Annotated in this window: 17 protein-coding genes; 10 read left to right on the top strand and 7 right to left on the bottom strand. The window is 37.4% G+C overall.

Annotated elements, in window-relative coordinates; all coding sequences use genetic code 11:
• The first annotated feature begins 9 nt into the window (after positions 1 to 9).
• Genes ACOMC3_RS04365 through ACOMC3_RS04355 form a run of 3 tightly spaced genes read left to right on the top strand, consistent with a single transcriptional unit; the run spans position 10 to position 5,414 of the window.
• On the top strand, positions 10 to 1,500 hold the full coding sequence (locus ACOMC3_RS04365) for a lipopolysaccharide biosynthesis protein (RefSeq protein WP_420318309.1): 1,491 nt from the start codon (positions 10 to 12) through the stop codon (positions 1,498 to 1,500).
• Positions 1,497 to 3,926 (top strand): YfhO family protein, encoded by a 2,430-nt coding sequence (locus ACOMC3_RS04360; RefSeq protein ID WP_420318308.1) that lies wholly within the window; start codon positions 1,497 to 1,499, stop codon positions 3,924 to 3,926. Before ACOMC3_RS04365 ends, ACOMC3_RS04360 begins: the two co-directional genes overlap by 4 nt.
• Positions 3,927 to 3,929: 3 nt before the next feature.
• Positions 3,930 to 5,414, top strand: a complete 1,485-nt coding sequence (locus tag ACOMC3_RS04355; protein WP_420318307.1) for a polysaccharide biosynthesis C-terminal domain-containing protein — start codon at positions 3,930 to 3,932, stop codon at positions 5,412 to 5,414.
• Here the strand turns inward: ACOMC3_RS04355 and ACOMC3_RS04350 are convergent.
• Positions 5,403 to 6,599: a glycosyltransferase gene (locus tag ACOMC3_RS04350; protein WP_420318306.1), complete on the bottom strand. Its 1,197-nt coding sequence runs from the start codon at positions 6,597 to 6,599 to the stop codon at positions 5,403 to 5,405. The two genes, ACOMC3_RS04355 and ACOMC3_RS04350, sit on opposite strands and share 12 nt — an antisense overlap.
• A gap of 82 nt (positions 6,600 to 6,681) precedes the next feature.
• Between ACOMC3_RS04350 and ACOMC3_RS04345 the strand changes: the two genes are divergently transcribed.
• From ACOMC3_RS04345 to ACOMC3_RS04315, 7 genes are read left to right on the top strand one after another with little or no spacing between them, the layout of a single operon-like run.
• Positions 6,682 to 8,043, top strand: a complete 1,362-nt coding sequence (locus tag ACOMC3_RS04345; protein ID WP_420318305.1) for a polysaccharide deacetylase family protein — start codon at positions 6,682 to 6,684, stop codon at positions 8,041 to 8,043.
• Positions 8,040 to 8,897 carry a sulfotransferase gene (locus ACOMC3_RS04340; RefSeq protein ID WP_420318304.1) on the top strand — a complete coding sequence of 286 codons (858 nt, stop codon included), beginning with the start codon at positions 8,040 to 8,042 and terminating at the stop codon, positions 8,895 to 8,897. The genes ACOMC3_RS04345 and ACOMC3_RS04340 overlap by 4 nt, the downstream gene beginning before the upstream one ends.
• Positions 8,894 to 10,084, top strand: a complete 1,191-nt coding sequence (locus ACOMC3_RS04335; protein ID WP_420318303.1) for a glycoside hydrolase family 88 protein — start codon at positions 8,894 to 8,896, stop codon at positions 10,082 to 10,084. Before ACOMC3_RS04340 ends, ACOMC3_RS04335 begins: the two co-directional genes overlap by 4 nt.
• A complete protein-coding gene (locus ACOMC3_RS04330) occupies positions 10,077 to 10,922 on the top strand; it encodes an FkbM family methyltransferase (RefSeq protein ID WP_420318302.1) in 846 nt (281 codons plus the stop codon). The genes ACOMC3_RS04335 and ACOMC3_RS04330 overlap by 8 nt, the downstream gene beginning before the upstream one ends.
• Positions 10,923 to 10,926: 4 nt before the next feature.
• Positions 10,927 to 11,616 (top strand): SGNH/GDSL hydrolase family protein, encoded by a 690-nt coding sequence (locus ACOMC3_RS04325; protein ID WP_420318301.1) that lies wholly within the window; start codon positions 10,927 to 10,929, stop codon positions 11,614 to 11,616.
• A 45-nt stretch (positions 11,617 to 11,661) separates the two neighbouring features.
• Positions 11,662 to 12,246 carry a DapH/DapD/GlmU-related protein gene (locus tag ACOMC3_RS04320; protein WP_420318300.1) on the top strand — a complete coding sequence of 195 codons (585 nt, stop codon included), beginning with the start codon at positions 11,662 to 11,664 and terminating at the stop codon, positions 12,244 to 12,246.
• A complete protein-coding gene (locus ACOMC3_RS04315) occupies positions 12,243 to 13,211 on the top strand; it encodes a Gfo/Idh/MocA family oxidoreductase (protein WP_420318299.1) in 969 nt (322 codons plus the stop codon). The genes ACOMC3_RS04320 and ACOMC3_RS04315 overlap by 4 nt, the downstream gene beginning before the upstream one ends.
• On the opposite strand, the gene ACOMC3_RS04310 is transcribed toward ACOMC3_RS04315, so the two are convergent.
• Genes ACOMC3_RS04310 through ACOMC3_RS04285 form a run of 6 tightly spaced genes read right to left on the bottom strand, consistent with a single transcriptional unit; the run spans position 13,206 to position 18,567 of the window.
• A complete protein-coding gene (locus ACOMC3_RS04310) occupies positions 13,206 to 14,294 on the bottom strand; it encodes a DegT/DnrJ/EryC1/StrS family aminotransferase (RefSeq protein ID WP_420318298.1) in 1,089 nt (362 codons plus the stop codon). The genes ACOMC3_RS04315 and ACOMC3_RS04310 overlap by 6 nt on opposite strands.
• Positions 14,295 to 14,297: 3 nt before the next feature.
• Positions 14,298 to 15,191: a hypothetical protein gene (locus ACOMC3_RS04305; protein ID WP_420318297.1), complete on the bottom strand. Its 894-nt coding sequence runs from the start codon at positions 15,189 to 15,191 to the stop codon at positions 14,298 to 14,300.
• Positions 15,192 to 15,647, bottom strand: a complete 456-nt coding sequence (locus ACOMC3_RS04300; protein WP_420318296.1) for an acyltransferase — start codon at positions 15,645 to 15,647, stop codon at positions 15,192 to 15,194. It abuts the gene before it with no gap.
• Positions 15,644 to 15,874 carry a cytochrome b5 domain-containing protein gene (locus tag ACOMC3_RS04295; protein ID WP_420319303.1) on the bottom strand — a complete coding sequence of 77 codons (231 nt, stop codon included), beginning with the start codon at positions 15,872 to 15,874 and terminating at the stop codon, positions 15,644 to 15,646. Before ACOMC3_RS04295 ends, ACOMC3_RS04300 begins: the two co-directional genes overlap by 4 nt.
• Positions 15,871 to 18,234 (bottom strand): endonuclease MutS2, encoded by a 2,364-nt coding sequence (locus tag ACOMC3_RS04290; protein WP_420318295.1) that lies wholly within the window; start codon positions 18,232 to 18,234, stop codon positions 15,871 to 15,873. The genes ACOMC3_RS04295 and ACOMC3_RS04290 overlap by 4 nt, the downstream gene beginning before the upstream one ends.
• Positions 18,235 to 18,567, bottom strand: coding sequence for a DUF4296 domain-containing protein (locus ACOMC3_RS04285; RefSeq protein ID WP_420318294.1), 333 nt, complete (start codon positions 18,565 to 18,567; stop codon positions 18,235 to 18,237). It abuts the gene before it with no gap.
• Positions 18,568 to 18,687 lie beyond the last annotated feature (120 nt).

Genomic DNA, 18,687 nt, shown 5'->3' with positions numbered 1-18,687 from the left:
TTGATCTGAGTGGGAGTAGTAATCAAACAAAGCTTTTGGGGGACTGTGATCGCATACTTAGGAGTAATAGTAGGTTATGTTAATACTCTATACTTTAGGGCTGAATTTTTTGATCTGGAACAGATTGGACTTTTTACCCTGATCACCTCTCATGCGATGATTGTTTCCCCTGTTTCATCATTTGGTATGGGAAACTCATACATCAAATTCTTTCCAGCATTTCAAACTAAGAATAAACACCGATTTTTTAGTTTTCTTTTTCTTATAACAGTAATTGGAAATGCGATCATATTAACAGCAGGATATTTTATGAAGAATATTATTGCTTCAAGGTATATCGAATCTGCACCTGATTATATTAACTACTTATCGATTACCGCAATCATAATCGTTTCAAATAGCTTTTTTGATTTGTTTTTCAATTATGGTAAAACGATTATGAAGGTCCTATTTCCTTCTTTCTTAAGAGACATTTACTTACGATTTGGATCATTATTATTGGTTATAGGATATGCAATAAATTGGTGGAATTTTGATTCAGCTATCGTTGGATTAGGTGTCGTTTACTTTTCCGCATTTTTATTTCTTTTGATACAACTTTTAATATTTGGATTTCGATTCGACTTTCGAATTGGAATAATAAATGGCGAATGGCGATATAAACTTTTAAAATTTGGATCTTATTCTATGCTAATGGCTGGCACATTTGCCTTAATCAACAATGTATCTTATGATCAAATTACTGCCATTCTGGGACCAGAAATGAATGGAATATTTACCACTTGCTTTTTCATCGCTCTTATTGTAGAAATGCCAAAAAGAAATATGGCGAAAGTGATTACCCCTATCCTATCATCAGAGCTAGAAAAAAACAATTTTAAAGAAGTATCACAGCTTTACAAAAGAAGTTCGATTACCATGTCTATTATTGGTATGCTAATCTTCATCGGCATAGTAACCAACCTACAGGATCTATTAAACTTTATACCAAAAGGAGATGAATTTCAGAAAGGTTTTTGGGTCGTGATTGGTGTTTGTTTGGCAAAGCTAGTTTTAATGGTTTCCAGTTTTAGTGGAGAGATAATTAGCTACTCCAAACTATACAAATACAACCTGCTTTTTCAAGCATTAGCAGCTATTCTTCTAATCGCACTCAATTATTTTCTTATTCCAAAATATGGTTTAAATGGAGCTGTTACTAGTTATTTACTTACAATCACTATACATGTATTTGTAAAGATGTTATTTATCAAATACCATTTTGATATGTATCCCTTTATAAAGACTCATTTACCATTGATAGCGATTGGATTAATTATTGTATTCTTGGCGTTTACAATTCAACCAAATCTTCATCCTGTAATTAATATTGTGATCAGATCAATCTTAACAGCATTAATTTTTACTCTCCTAATATATCGCTTTAAAATCTCAGAAGACATCAATAAAATCATTCATTCTACCTTTGAACGATTCTTAAAAATCAATCTTCCAAAATGAACGTAACGCTAAAAAAAGACATCTTAACCCACGGGCTTGTATTGCTCTCATTTCTAATCATAACCCTCTTGGTTTACTACCCTTCATTTTTGGGAGATAAGCAAATCAGTCAACATGATATTTTGCAGGGAAAAGGGGGTAATAATCAGTTGATTGAATTTAGGGCTGAAACAGGTGAAGAAGCGCTCTGGAATCCGTATATGTTTAGTGGTATGCCCGCGTACCTCACAGGTGTTCAATATTCAGGAGACCTGCTCCAGATTGCTTATAGTGTTATGCGATTGGGGATGGGGCATCCGGAGGGAATTTTATTTGTAGCGTTCGTTAGTTTTTATATCCTGCTTCTAAGTTTTAAAGTAAGACCAATAATAGCTGCAGCTGGAGCGATTGCATTCGGACTGAATGGATTTAATATTATTGGAATAATGGCAGGCCATAACGCCAAAATTGCAGCTGTAGCATTGATGCCACTTGTTTTGGCTGGAATTCACCTAACATTCAAAGGGAAAAAATGGATTGGTTTTGGACTAACAGCACTTGCTTTAGGTCTTCAGATTAGAACCAATCACCCACAAATTACCTACTACCTCGCACTGATCGTCCTTGCATACGGGATCAATGAGTTAATCAAGGTCTTGAAAAGCAAAGATTTCAAAGCTTTTTCTATCAAAGCTGGATTACTCATAGTCGCTGCTATTCTGGCTGTTGGAGCTAATTATGGAAGGCTGGCAACAACATTAGAATACAGCAAATACACCATCAGGGGAAAATCAGAATTAAAAAGTGATGCAGTGGCTTCTTCAGGCCTGGATAAAGAATACGCCTTTCGATATAGCAATGGAATCGTGGAGCCCTTATTTCTTTTTGTACCGAACATCTTCGGGGGATCATCTCAGCAAGAACTCTCAACCAAATCAGCTGTTGCAGATGCATTAAGAGGAGCTGGATATAACAGAAGTCAAATAGCTCAGCAAGTAAAAGCAATACCGACCTATTGGGGTGATCAGCCATTGACTGCCCCGTATTATGCTGGTACTTTGACAGTTATTCTGTTCATTCTAGGCATAGTGGTGCTTCCAAAACAGCAGAAGGTTTGGCTGATTGCACTTACAATCATCGGACTTATGATGAGTTGGGGTAAGAATTTTGAAGCTTTCAATAATTTCCTATTTGACTACCTACCGGGATACAACAAGTTTAGATCGGTGACCTTCACCATCATTATCAGCATTTTCGCAATGAATTTACTTGGTTTCATTGCTTTAGAAAAACTAGCCAGCTCAGAATGGAATTCAGATTTAAAGAAAAAAGTTTTTATCACCTTTGGAGTAGGTGGTGGATTTTTGATTGCATTACTGCTTATTTCAGGTGCACTTGGATATAGAGGAACCATAGATTCGCAATTACCAGAGTGGTTTATAGAGGCTATTCGTGAAGATCGGAAATCGTTATTGATTCGAGATACCTTAAGAGCTCTCATGTTTGTAGTAGCATTTGCGGTTATTAACTGGACATTGTTTAAGAAACGAGTGAAAACTAGTCAAGTAATGATTGGTTTGGCCTTCCTGGTTTTTGTAGATTCATTTTCACTTACTAAACGATTTTTAGGAGAGGGAAAATTTGTAAAAGATCCTACCGGAGATTTTTTCCAAATGAACGGAGCAGATCAAATGTTAGTATCGCAAACAACGCCAGGTGACCGTGTATTGAACCTACAAAACCCATTTAATGAGAATCGTACTTCTTATTTCCATGAATCCATTGGAGGCTATCATGGAGCAAAAATCCGACGTTACCAGGATTTAATTGATTATTGCATGCAATCTGAGTTGCAAACTGCTTTTCAAACTTTACAAAGTCAGTCAATGGACTTCTCTGGTCTTCCTGTTTTAAATATGTTAAATACAAAATATATGTATGCAGGAACTCAGGCTAATGCAGTATTTGCCAATCGTTATGCAAATGGAAACGCATGGACTGTTACTAAAGTCATTCCAGTTAATTCACCGGATGAAGAAATCAGTCAGGTTTGTTCTATTAACTCAAAAATTGAAGCTGTTATTGATCAATCGAAATTTGAAATACCAGCCGTTTCCGGATCGGGTATTATTACGCTATCCGAGAAAACACCAAATAAAGTCTCCTACTCTGCAAATGTTAGTGGTGGACGTGCACTGGGAGTGTTTTCTGAAATTTATTATCCGGAAGGGTGGAAAGCCTACCTCAATGGTGATGAGGTAGAAATACTCAGAGCTAATTATGTACTTCGTGCATTGGAATTACCGGAAGGCAATCATAAGGTGGTATTTGAGTTTCAGCCTCAGACCTATTTTATTGGGAATACGGTCACCATGATATCCAGCCTACTGATTCTACTTCTCTTTGCGGGTGTTTTGGGATTAGAAATCAAACATAACCTTACATAAGGAGTGGGCATAGTTATTCGGCAGAGTTTCTGGTCATCAATTGCAGCATATATTGGTGTCGGTATCGGTTACCTCAATGTCGTGGTATTGATGCCCAAATACCTCACCCCGGATGAAATAGGACTTTACAGAACGATTTTAAGCACAGCAGCGCTGTTTGCTCCTATTCCACTGTTTGGGCTCAGAAGTGCCTTTCTTCGCTTTTTCCCAAGAAATACCGAGCGTCAAAATGGTATTTTGGTTTATCTGGGAGTTGTTGTTTTCGGGGCACTTTCATTCATATTGATTGGGATTGCCCTCTTACTCAGACCCTGGCTTAAGACCTATTTTATTGAAAATGCACCTGCTATCAATGACTACCTGTGGTTGATCTTGTTATTGATATTTTTAATGGGTGTATACGGCTTACTGGAAGCGATTCTGAAGGCTAAGAAAGATATCACCACGCCTAGCTTCATCAGGGAATCCCTTTACAAAGGATTGCAGGCTGTGGCAGTAGTACTGGTTGGATTTGCTTTAATAGACGTACATCATTTCCTTGTTTATCAAGGCTACATCTATCTATTGATTATTGCCATCACTTTCGTTTTTGTAATCAGGAAATTCAGGTTTCGGTTTTCCGCTTCAAAAAGTGAAATAAAAGATGCAGGTTCCGGCGAGTTTTTTCTTTATGCCAGATACGCACTTCTAAGTGGATTAGGCACTGCCGCCGTACTCCAGGTGGACCAAATAATGATTTCAAAATACCTGGGATTAGCTCCCAATGCGATCTACACAACTGCTATTTTTATGGCTGTGGTAATAGAAATGCCTAGGAGGTTTATTGCTCAAATCACTCAGCCAATTATGGTTAAAGATTTTAAAGCAGGTCGACTTCAGAAGATTAATCAGGATTATAAAAAAGCATCAATCAATCAGCTTATTATCGGAGCTTATATTTTCCTGGGAATCGTAATAAATCTCCCGAACATCTACTCACTCATGCCGAATGGTGAAATCTATAGCTCCGGACTCACCATTGTTTATATTATTGGTTTTGCGAAGCTGATCAATATGATTTTCAGCACAAATGGTGAAATAATCGTCATGTCTGATCATTATCGAGTAAATATCATCTTGATAGCTTCACTGGGAGTTATGACGGTCTGTTCTAACTTGCTTTTGATTCCGCGCTATGGAATAGAAGGTGCTGCATATGCTTCACTCCTTACTTTTTTTCTTTTTAATCTGATAAAATTTTTCTACATCAAGACGAAGTTTGATTTTTCGCCATTTTCTAAATGGACTTTACCCACTATCGCCATCATACCGTTGTGTTTATTTATTAATAGTCAATTTGTTTATGCAGACTTTGTGCTTATCGATATTCTTGTGAGAAGCGTGATCTTATCATTAATCTTCCTTTTGTTCGTGCTCTTTGCCAAACCATCCAAAGAACTAATTGAAATGTGGAAAAGGGCCGGTTCGAAGGTTGGTTTAGGAAAGTAGATTTTCGTAAAGAGATTTAAATTGAGGTATAAACGCTTCATGATGAAACTCGTTAATCAATACTTTATAAGCCCTTTCTCCCATTGCCTTTCGATCATTTTCATGCTCAATTAAGTATTTGAGTTTAAGTGTTAATTCATTATCAGAAGTGAAAACCTCTCCGATGTTGTGCTTTTCTATAAGCTCTTGTTGGGGCTTGCAGTCAGATGCTAAAATCGGAAGCCCGCCATACATGTATTGGAAGATTTTGTTTGCGATACCTGATTCATGCTGCGGATTTTTATCGAATGGAGCCAGGGCCAGATCACATGCTTTGAGGTATGATGGGAGCACCGACAATTCAATCCATGGTATGTAAAGAAGCGAATCCTTAAAAATTGATTTATTGATCTCCTGAAAGAACCGGTCTTTATCACCACTGTCAACCGGCCCAACAATGATCATGGAGAATTTGACCCCATCAGTGAGCAGTTCTTCAAAAGCCTTTAATGATCTGAAAATCCCTCGCCTATCTGCTACTATTCCAAAGTAGAGTACCCGAGGTTTTTCAGGCAATTCGGTTTCGATGGATTTAACCTCAAATTGATCAAACTCTTCTGTATCTACAACATTTGGAAACACAAGTAAATTCTCCTCCTTTAAGTTTGGATACCTTTCTAACAATGAATCCTTAAAGTCTTGACTTAAAACCACTAATCGATCTGCATAACTCAGGTACCTGGCCTCCTTCTTAATCCATTTTTTTGGTTGCACTAGCAGCGTGCGAATAAACCCCTGGGTCCATTTATAGCTTTGAATAGCGTGCGGATAATTCTCATGTAAATCAAGAATCATGGGAATATCCCATTTTGAATCCTTAATACCTTGCCTGACACACTTGGACATGTATAGATCATGCGTGTGAACGATTTGTGGTTTATACACATTTAAAAATCTTTTTATACGCTTACGCCACCACCATTCATACAGGGGGATGGTATTCATTAGAAAATAAAGTATGTTTTTATGCTTTTTAGAAATGAAAAGTGGAGAAATGAAAACACCATCTTCCTGATAACTAAAGATTTTATTGAAGGATAAACACAGGATATAGACTTCATATCCCAAGGTTTTAAGTAATCGTACTTCCCTTTTTACTCGTACATCCGAGCTATATTCGTTATCGACGATCACACCTACTTTCATATTTTTGGCTTACCTATTTTTGTAGTGCTGCAAGTTTCACATTTTTTCTCTTTGATTTCAAACCAACAACGAATTCTGAAAAATGAATAAATCTCTCAATGAGCCTGAAATTCAATATGTGATTTCTCATCTTGACTTAATTATGGATACCAAGATATTGAGCGAACGTATTCATTATAAGTACAATGCTGATGTTTCTAATCAAATTATATTCATTCCTCACACCGGTGATTTAACCATTTCAATCATCAATGACCTTCCCGTACTTTTCGCAGCTGATGATAAGGCTATTTATTCTATAGACAATGATGGAAATCTTGTTTTTCATCAGGATTTACTAAAATCTGCTTTTTATCTATTAAGCGGATATGATGAACACTTTGTTAATGCCGAGCGAGATCATTGGGGGAGAGTCAAATATGATGGGTCAATTCAGAAAAAGCTAAATATCATTGAACGCCCCATTGTCAATGAATATTTTGATTTGATTTTAGCAGGTGTCAATGCCTTTCTTAAGCACCATGGAAAACCCCTTTTAGCCAAAAGGAAAATCTTCGAATCATTTGGTTTCCTGCTCTCACATGATATTGATGTGATAGACAAATATGGCTGGCCCCATTTGGGCTATAAGATCAAAGAACTATTGGGATTGGCTAAGTCAACGTATTCCAAAGTTAAAATTATAAAAGCCACCTTGCTTTCAGCCTTCCAGTTTATCAATCCGTGGAGGGCTAATCCTTATTGGAATTTCGATTATCTGCTGAGGCTTGAGCAAAAACATAGGATTAAGGCATCCTATTTTTTTCTTGCGAAAAACAAAACGGGGGACTCCAGGTATCAATTTGATGAAAAAAGGTTAATTACGCTGTTTGAGACCCTAAAAACTCATGGGCATGAAATTGGAATTCACGGAACAACGCCAACAGCCGGAGACGCTCAATTATTAGCAAAAGAAATCAGATGGTTAAAGGAAAATGCCGATGTAAATATATCTGGTGGCAGACAGCATCGACTGTGGTTAGATTTACCACTCACTTTTAAAAATCATGAAAAGGTGGGGTTAATGTATGATAGTAGCTATGGTTTTGCAGAACATGAAGGCTTCAGAAACTCTTTTTGTTTGCCCTTCAAACCTTATGATTTTCAAAATCAAAAAAGTATTGATGTATGGCAATTTCCTCTAATGGCAATGGACGTTACTTTATTCCATTATCGAAATTTGGATAGAAAGACTATGCTTGATTCAATTCAATCAATGCTGGATGCTGTCAAAAAGCATCACGGGATTTTCACCCTATTATGGCACAACTCATTTTTTGATGAAACACTTTACCCAGGTGTAACAGAAATATATGAAACCATCCTCGCATTGGTTTCAGATCAACAACCCGTAGCTTTGACGGGCAAAACGCTTGTTGAATTATTGGATGAGCATGAGCTATGAAGATCAGCAAATTGATAGACCAATTGTATTGGATTTCGAAATTTGGGAAGCCCATTCGGAAAGTAAGCTCCGAAGAGCTTTTTGCAAGCCCTCATATCATTGAAGATCCCATTTTCTTTCTTTCGACAGGCAGGTGTGGAACTGAGTGGTTTTCCCATGTCATAAGCAAAAAAAAGAATGCAATTGTCTTTCATAATCCGACTCCCAATTTTTCCATTCAGAATAAGTTTATCTATGAATTGATACAGCAGGGAGTAGATCAGTCTTTGGTACATCAGGTATCAACTCAGGTGTATTTTACAGGAAGGGAACAGCATTTGAGGTACGCTTATAAAACCGATAAGAGGTTTATCGAAACCAATAATCACATCACTTTTTTTGCGCACGCTTTGGCTAAACTATTCCCATCAGCAAGGTTTGTGCACCTCTATCGGCATCCGGGTGATTTTGTCACCTCGGGCATGAATCGCGGTTGGTTTGATCATAATAAAGCGGCAACTGAAAAGATAATTGTTCCCAAAGATTTGAGCGCATGGTCTGATTATTCCCGTGTCCAAAAAATCGGATGGGTCTGGAATGAGACCAATTTATTCATTGAAGATTTCAAAAATCAACATCCGGAAAGAACCTTCTCGTATGATTTCACCAGACGAGAGTTTCCAGCTTTGAAAGAATTATGTAAATCTTTACAGTTAGATTTTCATGATCAAAAACTGAAACACTGGCTTAATACGAAAAGAAACGTTCAAAAAGAAAAGCATTTTCCGTCCCACAAAAATTGGAATGTAGCTGATAAAGAAGCTCTGAAAGCTATTTGCGGTGAATTAAGTAAAAAGTATCAATACGTTTTATGAACGAGGAATTTGTATCAAAAATTCTCATTGAGCACAGTGAACACCTGAAAAGACAAGCCTACAAAAGCTATGACTTGTGTGATATAACATCTCAGCCTTATTTTTTAAAAATTGATCAATGGTGTTATGGAAAACTTTTTGGTAAATACATCAAATACCCACATAACATCCTCTTAAAACATTTCACATCAACTTTAAGAGCCTTATATGGCGTTGGTAAAAAGGATTTTGCTCAATCAAATGCTTTCATAGTGAGAGGATTACTCAGGATGTATGAGTATTCAAAAGAAAAGGTCTACCAGAAACAGGCAAATGAATTAATTAATAGAATACTAGATCAAAAGAGTACGGGTTTTAAACATTCAGCCTGGGGTCAGCCATATGATTGGTTTTCAAAGAAAATTATACCCGCCAATACGCCACGAACGACGGTGACATCACAAGTTGGGAAAATGTTTCTTGACGCATATTCTATAACCAAGGATTCCAGGCACTTAGTCAGAGCGATTGATGTTGGGAATTTTTTTCTCAATGAAATGCCGCTATCGCATGATCAAAATGAGAAAACATGCTTTGCCTACACTACAATAGATCAGCATCAGGTTCATAATCCCAATATGATGGCAGCAGGATTTCTTGCCACACTTTTTCATTTTACAAAGGAGGAAAAATATGCCAAACGAGCCTTGACATCCGCTAATTTTACATTTTCCGAAATAAATGACAATGGATCATGGTACTATGCCAAGCTTCCCAACAATCAGCCAAGCAAAATAGATAACTACCATACGGGTTATAACATAGAAGGAGCTTTTCTTATTCAAAAATATTTGAAAGAAAAATTTAGCTTTCAATACGAATTCAAAAAGAGTATTGAATATTACGAGAATCAACTTTTTTCATCTCGGGGAGTTCCTTTTCTGACCAATCTAAAAAAATACCCGATTGACATTCAATGCTGTGCTCAAAGTATTATCACTAAAATTCTTCTGTCAGAAATTAATGAGAGCTACTTAAATCAAGCGCATGAATTATTTAAATGGACGGTGGATAATATGTATGCAGATGGTTCTTATTATTATCGCATTTTAAAAAACGGAGCTAAGGACAAAACTGCCTATGTAAGATGGGGAGATGCCTGGATGCTTTTTGCCGCTTCTCTTTTGCTAACAATTAAAAATGACTAAAATTCTTCGTTATCTATATCAAAAATTTGTGGTCACCAGACGAATTAGCGAGCTGCAAATTAAAGAAGCAGGTCTGGATTCTGACGGGCATGCTTTTGTAACCCTCAAAGATGGAATGACTTTTTACGGTCCAAAGCCTGCCGGAAAAGAAAAAAAATTTTACTCAACTATCCTTTCCAAATCTGTTAAAAATCAACTTCCATTTCACTGTTATCAGGTTGCAATTGATATTGTTATCAGATTTTATGAAGGGAACTTGAAATGGGGAGGACCTGCAAAAGAAGCTTTTTATCACGTAAAAGAAGGCAATGTAATTGCAGAAATGGGTGCATTTAGAGGTTACTATACCCTCTATTTATCGAAAAAAGTAGGTCCTGATGGACATATAATAGCTATTGAACCAATTCCTGATAATATTGAGTATTTACGAAAAAATATTGCAATTAATGAAATTGAAAACGTAACCATTGTTCCTAAAGGTGTGTGGAATGAGAACGACCAAAAAACATTTCAGCGCAAGACTACTGATTATCAATCAGGAAGCATTGATATCGTCTATCAAGACCAGGAAGCTTTGGTAATTGAAGTAAATACGCTTGATAAAATCTTGTCAGATCAAAAAGTCAATGAAGTAGATTTTATGCTTATTCAGCTTAACGGAGCTGAATTTGAGGCCTTAGAAGGCTTATCGAAATCGAAACCTAAAAACCTGGCAATTGCTTCTAGATACAACAAAAACCAACGAAACATTGCGAGGGAAATTCAGGAGTTGTTAATGCAGAGAGGATACGCAATCAATATTCTTAATGAGAAGTTTATTTACGCTCAGTTAAATTGAGGTTATGAAAATTACTGTCATCGGAAATTCTGTAGCCTTAAGGGTGAGACCACCTCAAGATCATCCCGATAATGAAAACTACTCCTACAGACTTAAACATTATTTTGGTCAAAAAATGGAAGTAGAAAACAAAGCATTGGGAGCAACAACAATTGCAAATTGGTTGAAAAAAAATGACGAGGTGTTCAATAGCTTAGCTGATATATATATTATAAATATTGGAGTTGTTGATTCTACTATACGCGAAGTTCCTTTATGGTACTATCGGCTTGCAACCCGAAAAGTTGACAATCTTTTAACTAGCGTGTGTAAAGCCTTATACAGAGGTCCTCTTTCAAAGGCACGCCGCTATTTATCGATTCTGAGAGGGCGGAAATCATGGATCTCGATTAGAAAGTTTGAAAAAATGTATGATTCATTTTTAATGATGCTAATCAAAGAAACCAATGCTCGAATTATAACCCTACCCATTAACATAGCTAATGACCGCATTGAAAATCAATTGCCTGGTTCACAAAAAAATCATTATAGATATAATGAATTAATTAAAGAAATAACTGCGAAGCACAATCAAATTTTTCTTGATCTAAGTGACCTAACAAGTGAAGAACACTACCCGGATGGAGTTCATTTTAATAAAGATGGTCATAAAGTGGTTGCAGATCGACTGATTGCCCTCATTAATGAAAAGTGAGCGAGATCATCACAAATTCACCAATTCTTATCACATTTGAGTTTAATGAATTCATCCAAACCAAATTACTTTGCCCACCCAACATCTGTTCTTGATAATGGAAGTAAAATAGGTGATGGGAGTAAAATATGGCACTTTTCACACATCATGTCAGGTGCTGAAATTGGTAAGAACTGCAACCTGGGCCAAAATGTATTCGTCATGTCAGGCGTGAGATTAGGTAACAATGTTAAGGTCCAAAACAATGTTTCCATCTATGATGGGGTGATTTGTGAAGACGATGTTTTTATTGGACCATCAGCCGTTTTCACCAATGTTCACAATCCTCGAAGTGCTGTTAACCGGAAAGATCAGTTTCGGCAAACCATTGTCAGAAAAGGGGCTTCTATAGGGGCAAATGCAACAATCGTTTGTGGCAATGAGATTGGTGAATTTTCATTTATTGGTGCAGGTTCCGTGATTACTAAACGTGTAAAACCTTATGCATTGATGGCTGGTAATCCGGCTAAACATCTTGGTTGGATGAGTGAAACAGGTATCAAGCTCGATTTCAATAATGGTCCCGAATGCTACTGCGAGGAAGAACAAGCAACATATAAATTAGAGAACGATCAAGTCAGGAAATTATGAGTAAACGATTTGCGCTTATAGGAGCTTCCGGATATATAGCCCCACGGCATATGAAGGCCATTAAGGAAACAGGTAATGGGTTGGTGGCCGCTCTGGACCCAAACGATAGCGTAGGAATCATTGATAGCTATTTCCCGGACGCAGAGTTTTTTACAGAATTTGAACGGTTTGACAGACACATCGATAAACTTAGACGTAAAGAAAAAGGAGTTGACTATGTAAGCATTTGCTCACCAAATTACCTACATGATGCACACATGCGTTTTGCGTTGAGAAGTGATGCACATGCCATTTGTGAAAAGCCGCTTGTACTTAATCCCTGGAACATAGATTCGCTATTAGACATTGAAAAAAAATCTGATAAGCATATTTTCACCATACTTCAATTGAGATTACATCCAGCAGTTGTTGAGCTAAAGAAGAAAGTAGCGCAAGAACCTGATAAAATCTGGGACATTGATCTTACATACCTAACCAGCAGAGGGAAGTGGTACTATACAAGCTGGAAAGGTGATTTGAGTAAAAGCGGTGGTATCAGTACCAATATTGGCATTCATTTCTTTGATATGCTCACCTGGATATTTGGGGGCGTGAAGAAAAATACAGTTCACGTTAATACCCATGATCGTTCCGGTGGTTTCCTTGAGTTGGAAAGAGCCAATATCCGATGGTTTCTAAGCATAAACGCAGATCTGCTTCCGGCCGAAATTAAAAGTGAAGGAAAAACCACGTATCGATCTCTTAAAATTGGACCGGATGAATTTGAATTCAGTGGTGGGTTTACTGACTTACACACACAGAGTTACCAAAAAATTTTAGCAGGAAACGGCTTTCGAATTGAAGAAACCAAAGCTGCTATTAAAATTGTCCATGAAATTAGAAACCAGCAACCTGTAGGATGCCAGGGTGAATATCACCCGTTAGCTAAAGAAAAATTAAGCCCTCATCCATTCAGTATCTCATAAGCCATTGATCACGTCTGCGACTGCCTGAATATGATCATCTCTCATTTCCGGGTACATGGGTATGCTTATGATCTCACGGCACAATTTCTCAGCGACCGGGAAATCTCCAGCTGAATGATTTTTATAGGCGTATGATGGTACTAATGGTAACGGATTCGGATAGTGGACGGTATTACCAATATTGGACTCATCCAGTTTGACTTTTAATTCATCTCTTTTTTCTGTTTGGATAGCAAAAACATGAAAAACATGCCTATACCCATCCGGTATAAAAGGAGTCTGCACATTAGCCAGTAACTCCGAATACGTTCTGCTGTGCTGAATTCGCTTTTCCGTCCATGATTCTAAATGAGGAAGCTTAGCACGCAATATGGCTGCCTGCATGGTATCCAATCGGCTATTTCTACCAATAATTTGGTGATCATGCTTGACCATCTGGCCATGATTCGTCAGCATCTTGCAGGTTCTTGCTAATTCTTCATCATTCGTAATAATGCCACCAGCATCTCCATATGCACCCAGGTTTTTTCCGGGATAAAAACTAAAGGTTGCGATATGCCCGAAAGAACCAATCTTTTTGCCATTAATTTCTGCTCCATGTGCTTGTGCACTATCCTCAATCACTTTTAATCCATGGCGATCTGCAATTGCCATTATCTCATTCATTCGGGCAGGCAGGCCATAAAGATGTACCGGAATTATTGCTTTCGTTTTATTTGTGATTTTAGCTTCAAGCAATGAAGGATTAATGGTCCGCTCCTGCTCAAGCACATCTACGAAAACCGGTTCAGCACCCACATTATTAACAGCTCCTGCTGTGCTGATCCACGTTAAGGCCGGAACTAGTACTTCATCGCCCGGCCCCACTCCTAAAACCTTCAGCGCTATTTCAATGGCATCAGTTCCATTGGCGCAACCCACGCAATACATTGAATCAGCATATTTGGCAAAATCCTGTTCAAATTTCTCAATGAAATAACCCCCAATAAACGCGGTGTTATTGATGCATTCCTGGATAGCTGAATCTATTTCGTCATTAATTGATAAATATTGTGCTTTTAAATCTACGTATGGTACACTCATTACTTATTGTTTATTCAAATCTATCTCCCATTCTTCATTCAACCTGCCATTAGAAGCACTGTAGAAAGCCTCAATCCTTTCTCCAAAGTCATGCTTCTTTACAAAAGACTTTTTATTGGAAAAAAGGGAGAATAGATAGGGGTCTAGAACAACCACAAATATCTTCCAAATTGGACGATTTGATATTCTTTTAGAGATTAAATGAAAAGGTCGGATACTACTAAAAGTGAAATGGTTGATGAGTCGAAGTATTGCTATTGAGAGATTAGATAATGAGACGTTTGCTTTTGTAGTCTCTTTTGGTGAATCAAATTCTGTCTCAGTAAATTCAGTTATTTGATGAATAAAATGAGACATGTCGTTTTTCAATGATTCCTGTGTTAAAAGCAACACGTTCTGTTTTCCAAAAACTTCGGCGTACATATCAATGAGTTTATCATATTCGAGATAACCTCTTTGAAAATATTTCTGGGGAATTGGTCTTTCATCATCAAAGTCAAGCCAGTTTTTAAAACTCAGCGTTCCGCCCTGCATCACATATTGGCGATAATAGGAATCAATGGCTTTAACTTGCTTACGAACGGTAATGACTACTTTTTCGAATCCTAAATCTTTTAATGCCTGAGGTATATTAGATCTGCCGATTCCCTTAAAGTAAAAAGGAGATCCAGCTAGAGACTCGAAGGAATATAAGCACCTTGAATTTTCTTTATCAATCCGGCTTCTGATTTCATCCAGATTATAATCTAAAGGATCAGAATAAATGATCGGATGAAAAATAGTACTGCATTGATCATACGGAATAAAATTTATCCCTTTCAAGTTTGGAAAGACTTTCCACTGCAGAAAAGTAGTAGCTGTTTTTGGAAAACCGATGTGGACAATATTGATTGACATTTATAGATCTCTCAGTTTCTTAGCAGGATTTCCAACATATATTCCAGGTTCTGTGATGTCTTTAGTTACTACTGAGCCTGCTCCTATCACCGCTTTATCACAAATTGAAACAGGCATAATTGTGGCATTAGAACCAATCGATACTTTGTTTCCAATGTGAGTTGCTTTCCATTTTGTCGCATCTCCGCCAGCCGGACCTCCGGATGAGAAGACATCATTGATAAACATCACACCATGACCAATGAAGCAATCTTCCTCAATATTTACCAACTCGCAAACAAAAGCATGTGACTGAACTTTCGTACGAGCACCAATCTTTACATTTTTTTGAATCTCTACAAATGGTCCAACAAACACATTCTCTCCTAACTCACAACCATACAGATTACTAGGCATGACAATTTTTACACTTTCGTGTGCCTTCACATCTTTTATTCCTGACTCAATGATTTTCATTTGATTAGTTTTCCAACAACCTGCAATTTCTCAAAAACTTTTGTATCGTGCGGTGCATCTATCAATTCGTCTGTTAGGTCCTGCCCTGCCCAGTGTTCATAGTGTTTCCCGTTTCGCCATAGTTTAGAATCAGTCACATCATAAATCACTCCTTTGTAGGCAATCCATATTTCCTCTTTCTCAGTACCATTGCGTAAAGCAAGTTGACTTCTATTGAATTCCACTATTGTAATTTAATTACTGAAATACCAGCACCACCTCTATCAGCATGCTCATCCTCTACACTAGCAATGCTTGGATGACCTTTAGTCACATTTCTAACGATTTCCCTCAGAACTCCATGTCCCTTTCCGTGCACAATTCTTACTTCATCCGCACCCACAAGCAAAGCCTCATCAATGAAAGATTCTACCACATTTATGGCTTCCTCTGCCCGCATCCCCCTGATACTGATTTCATGATTAAAATTGGCCATCTTACTACTCAGATCAATTCCTAACTTCTTCACCTTTTTCTGATAACTAACCTGAGGAGTATTATTTGCTTTTTGCAACTTATCAGTTGAAACAATCGACTTCATGCTGCCAAACAGCACTTCAGCCTGTTTCCCTTTAATCTTTTGAATGGTTCCGGTGGTGTCTTGACCTATCATTTTAACCACATCCCCTACCTTCAAACTAGCCGAAGGTTTCTTTTGAGTTCTATCTTCAAAATGCTCCTTTTTCTTATTGAGTTTCTCTCTGGCAGCCTTCGTCCGCTCTTTCGATGCTTTACTTTCTTTAATCTCACGTATTACTCGCTCTACATCTTTATTGGCATGCTCTAGAATTTGTTTGGCTTCTTGTTTGGCTTCTTTAATGAACCTCTTTTTATCATCTTCAAGCATGGAGCGCAGATCTTCATAATCTTTTCTAGCCTTATTGATTTCCGATTGATCTTTTTCAAGCTTCTTGATTAGCTTCTCATATTTGGCTTTTTCTTTTTCCAGCTGATTTAGTAACTGATCATAAGCAACATGTGAGCTTCCGATTTTCTTTCGTGCCTTTTCTATAATGTCATTCGGTAATCCAATCTTACCAGCGATTTCAAAGGCAAAGGAACTACCGGGTTTGCCCACTTCAAGTTCAAATAGTGGCTCCAAAGCATCAAGATCATATTTCATTGCCCCATTGATAAGGCCTGGAGTTTCATCACCAATCTTTTTAAGATTTTGATAATGTGTAGTAACTACACCATGCGCTCGTTTTTTATTTAATTCATTCAATACCGATTCCGCAATGGCCCCACCAAATTGAGGTTCTGTCCCTTTGCCAAACTCATCAATCAGAAACATTGATTTTTTATCCGTATGCTGAAGGAAAAAATTCATTGAAGTCAGATGCGAGCTATAAGTGCTTAAGTCATCTTCAATTGATTGGGTATCTCCTATGTCTATGAAAATAGATGAGAAAACCCCAATCCTACTCTCCTCATTGACAGAAACTGGCAAGCCTGCTTGAATCATGTACTGAAGTAATCCTACCGTCTTTAGTGCAACCGATTTGCCTCCCGCATTTGGTCCGGAAATAATCAAAATTCTTTTATCTTGATCCAAAGAAAGATTTAGTGGAATAACCGGCTTTTTGCTTTCCTTATGAGAAAGAAAAAGTAACGGATGAATTGCATTGATTAGGATAAATGATGTTGATTTTTCAATGGTGGGAATTGAACCATCGATAAGATCAGCTAGTAATGCTTTTGCATGAATAAAATCTAGCTTTTCAAGAAGCGAAGCACCATTCTTAAGATCTTTGAGATTAGCTCTGACGTGATCTGAAAGAGAAACTAGAATTCGTATGACTTCCCTCTTTTCTGCATATTTTAATTCCCTTACCTGATTATTTAAGTCCAATACCTCACCTGGCTCTAAATAAACGGTCTGCCCTGTTGCTGACTCATCATGCACGAACCCTTGAATCCTTTTTTTATGCTCTGCTTTTACAGGAATAACCAACCTTCCATCTCTGACAGTTAGCGTGCTATCCTCATCCGTAAATTCATCCTCTTTTGCTTTTTTTAGAACTTTCTGAATGGCGGATCTAACTGCTTTTTCAGATTTGGAAATTTTAGAACGAATATCGGCAAGATCCTTAGAAGCAGAATCCTTAACCTCTCCTCTCTCATCAATAGTCTTATCAATATGGACGGCAAGGTTTGGGTCTATTTCAATGTGGTTAGAGATTTTAAGTAGTTCCGGATATTCATCACCTTTCTTTTGAAAAAAGGTGACCCAAGATGTTAATGTATTTACCCCTCGTTTCAACTCATGAAAATCTTCAGGATCGAGAAAAGTTCCAGGTACTTTTACCCTAACAAGAAATTCATCAATATCCGGAAACTCGAAAGACACTTTATCTTCAGAACTTCCTTTCAGGCGAATCATTTCTTTAGCCTGATTGAGCCATACGGTTAAAATCTCATATTTATCAGTTGGTTTGGCCTTTTTGGCTAGCTGCTCTCCACGGTTGCTCTGACAAAACCGAATCAGATGATTTCTTATGAGATCAAACCCCAACTTCTCCTCAATATCCTCTGGATAGATTCTCACTTATTTAAATTTTTGCTCTCTTGCCATCAAAGAATCAACCACAGCAGCATAAATTTTTTCAAATTCGTTCGGATGATCTACATAATAATTAAAACTCCGCTCGTATTGATCGGTAGTAATTCCTAAATCCTCAAACAACATTCGTTCATAATGCTCGTAAACCGCCTGGGCGCTATCAAAAGGATCAACAGGCACGTTATTGATCTTAGCTTCAAGAAGATGAACTTCCATCATCACTTGTACCATTTTATCTTTGTTGATAAGGTCTTCAGGAACTTCGGGACCTGAACATGAGCAAAGTATTACAAGAGCGGTTAAAAAAATGTTTCTCAAATCGTTCTAAGAATTAGTGAAAATATAATTTTGAAGGTCAAAGATTGTTATGATTTATGGCAAAGATCATACAATGCAATGCAATTATCAATGATGCCATATTAATGCCAAACTTGATAA

This window comes from Ekhidna sp. (assembly GCF_965212185.1).
Taxonomy (GTDB): domain Bacteria; phylum Bacteroidota; class Bacteroidia; order Cytophagales; family Cyclobacteriaceae; genus Ekhidna.
This window is presented reverse-complemented; position numbering and strand designations above follow the sequence as displayed.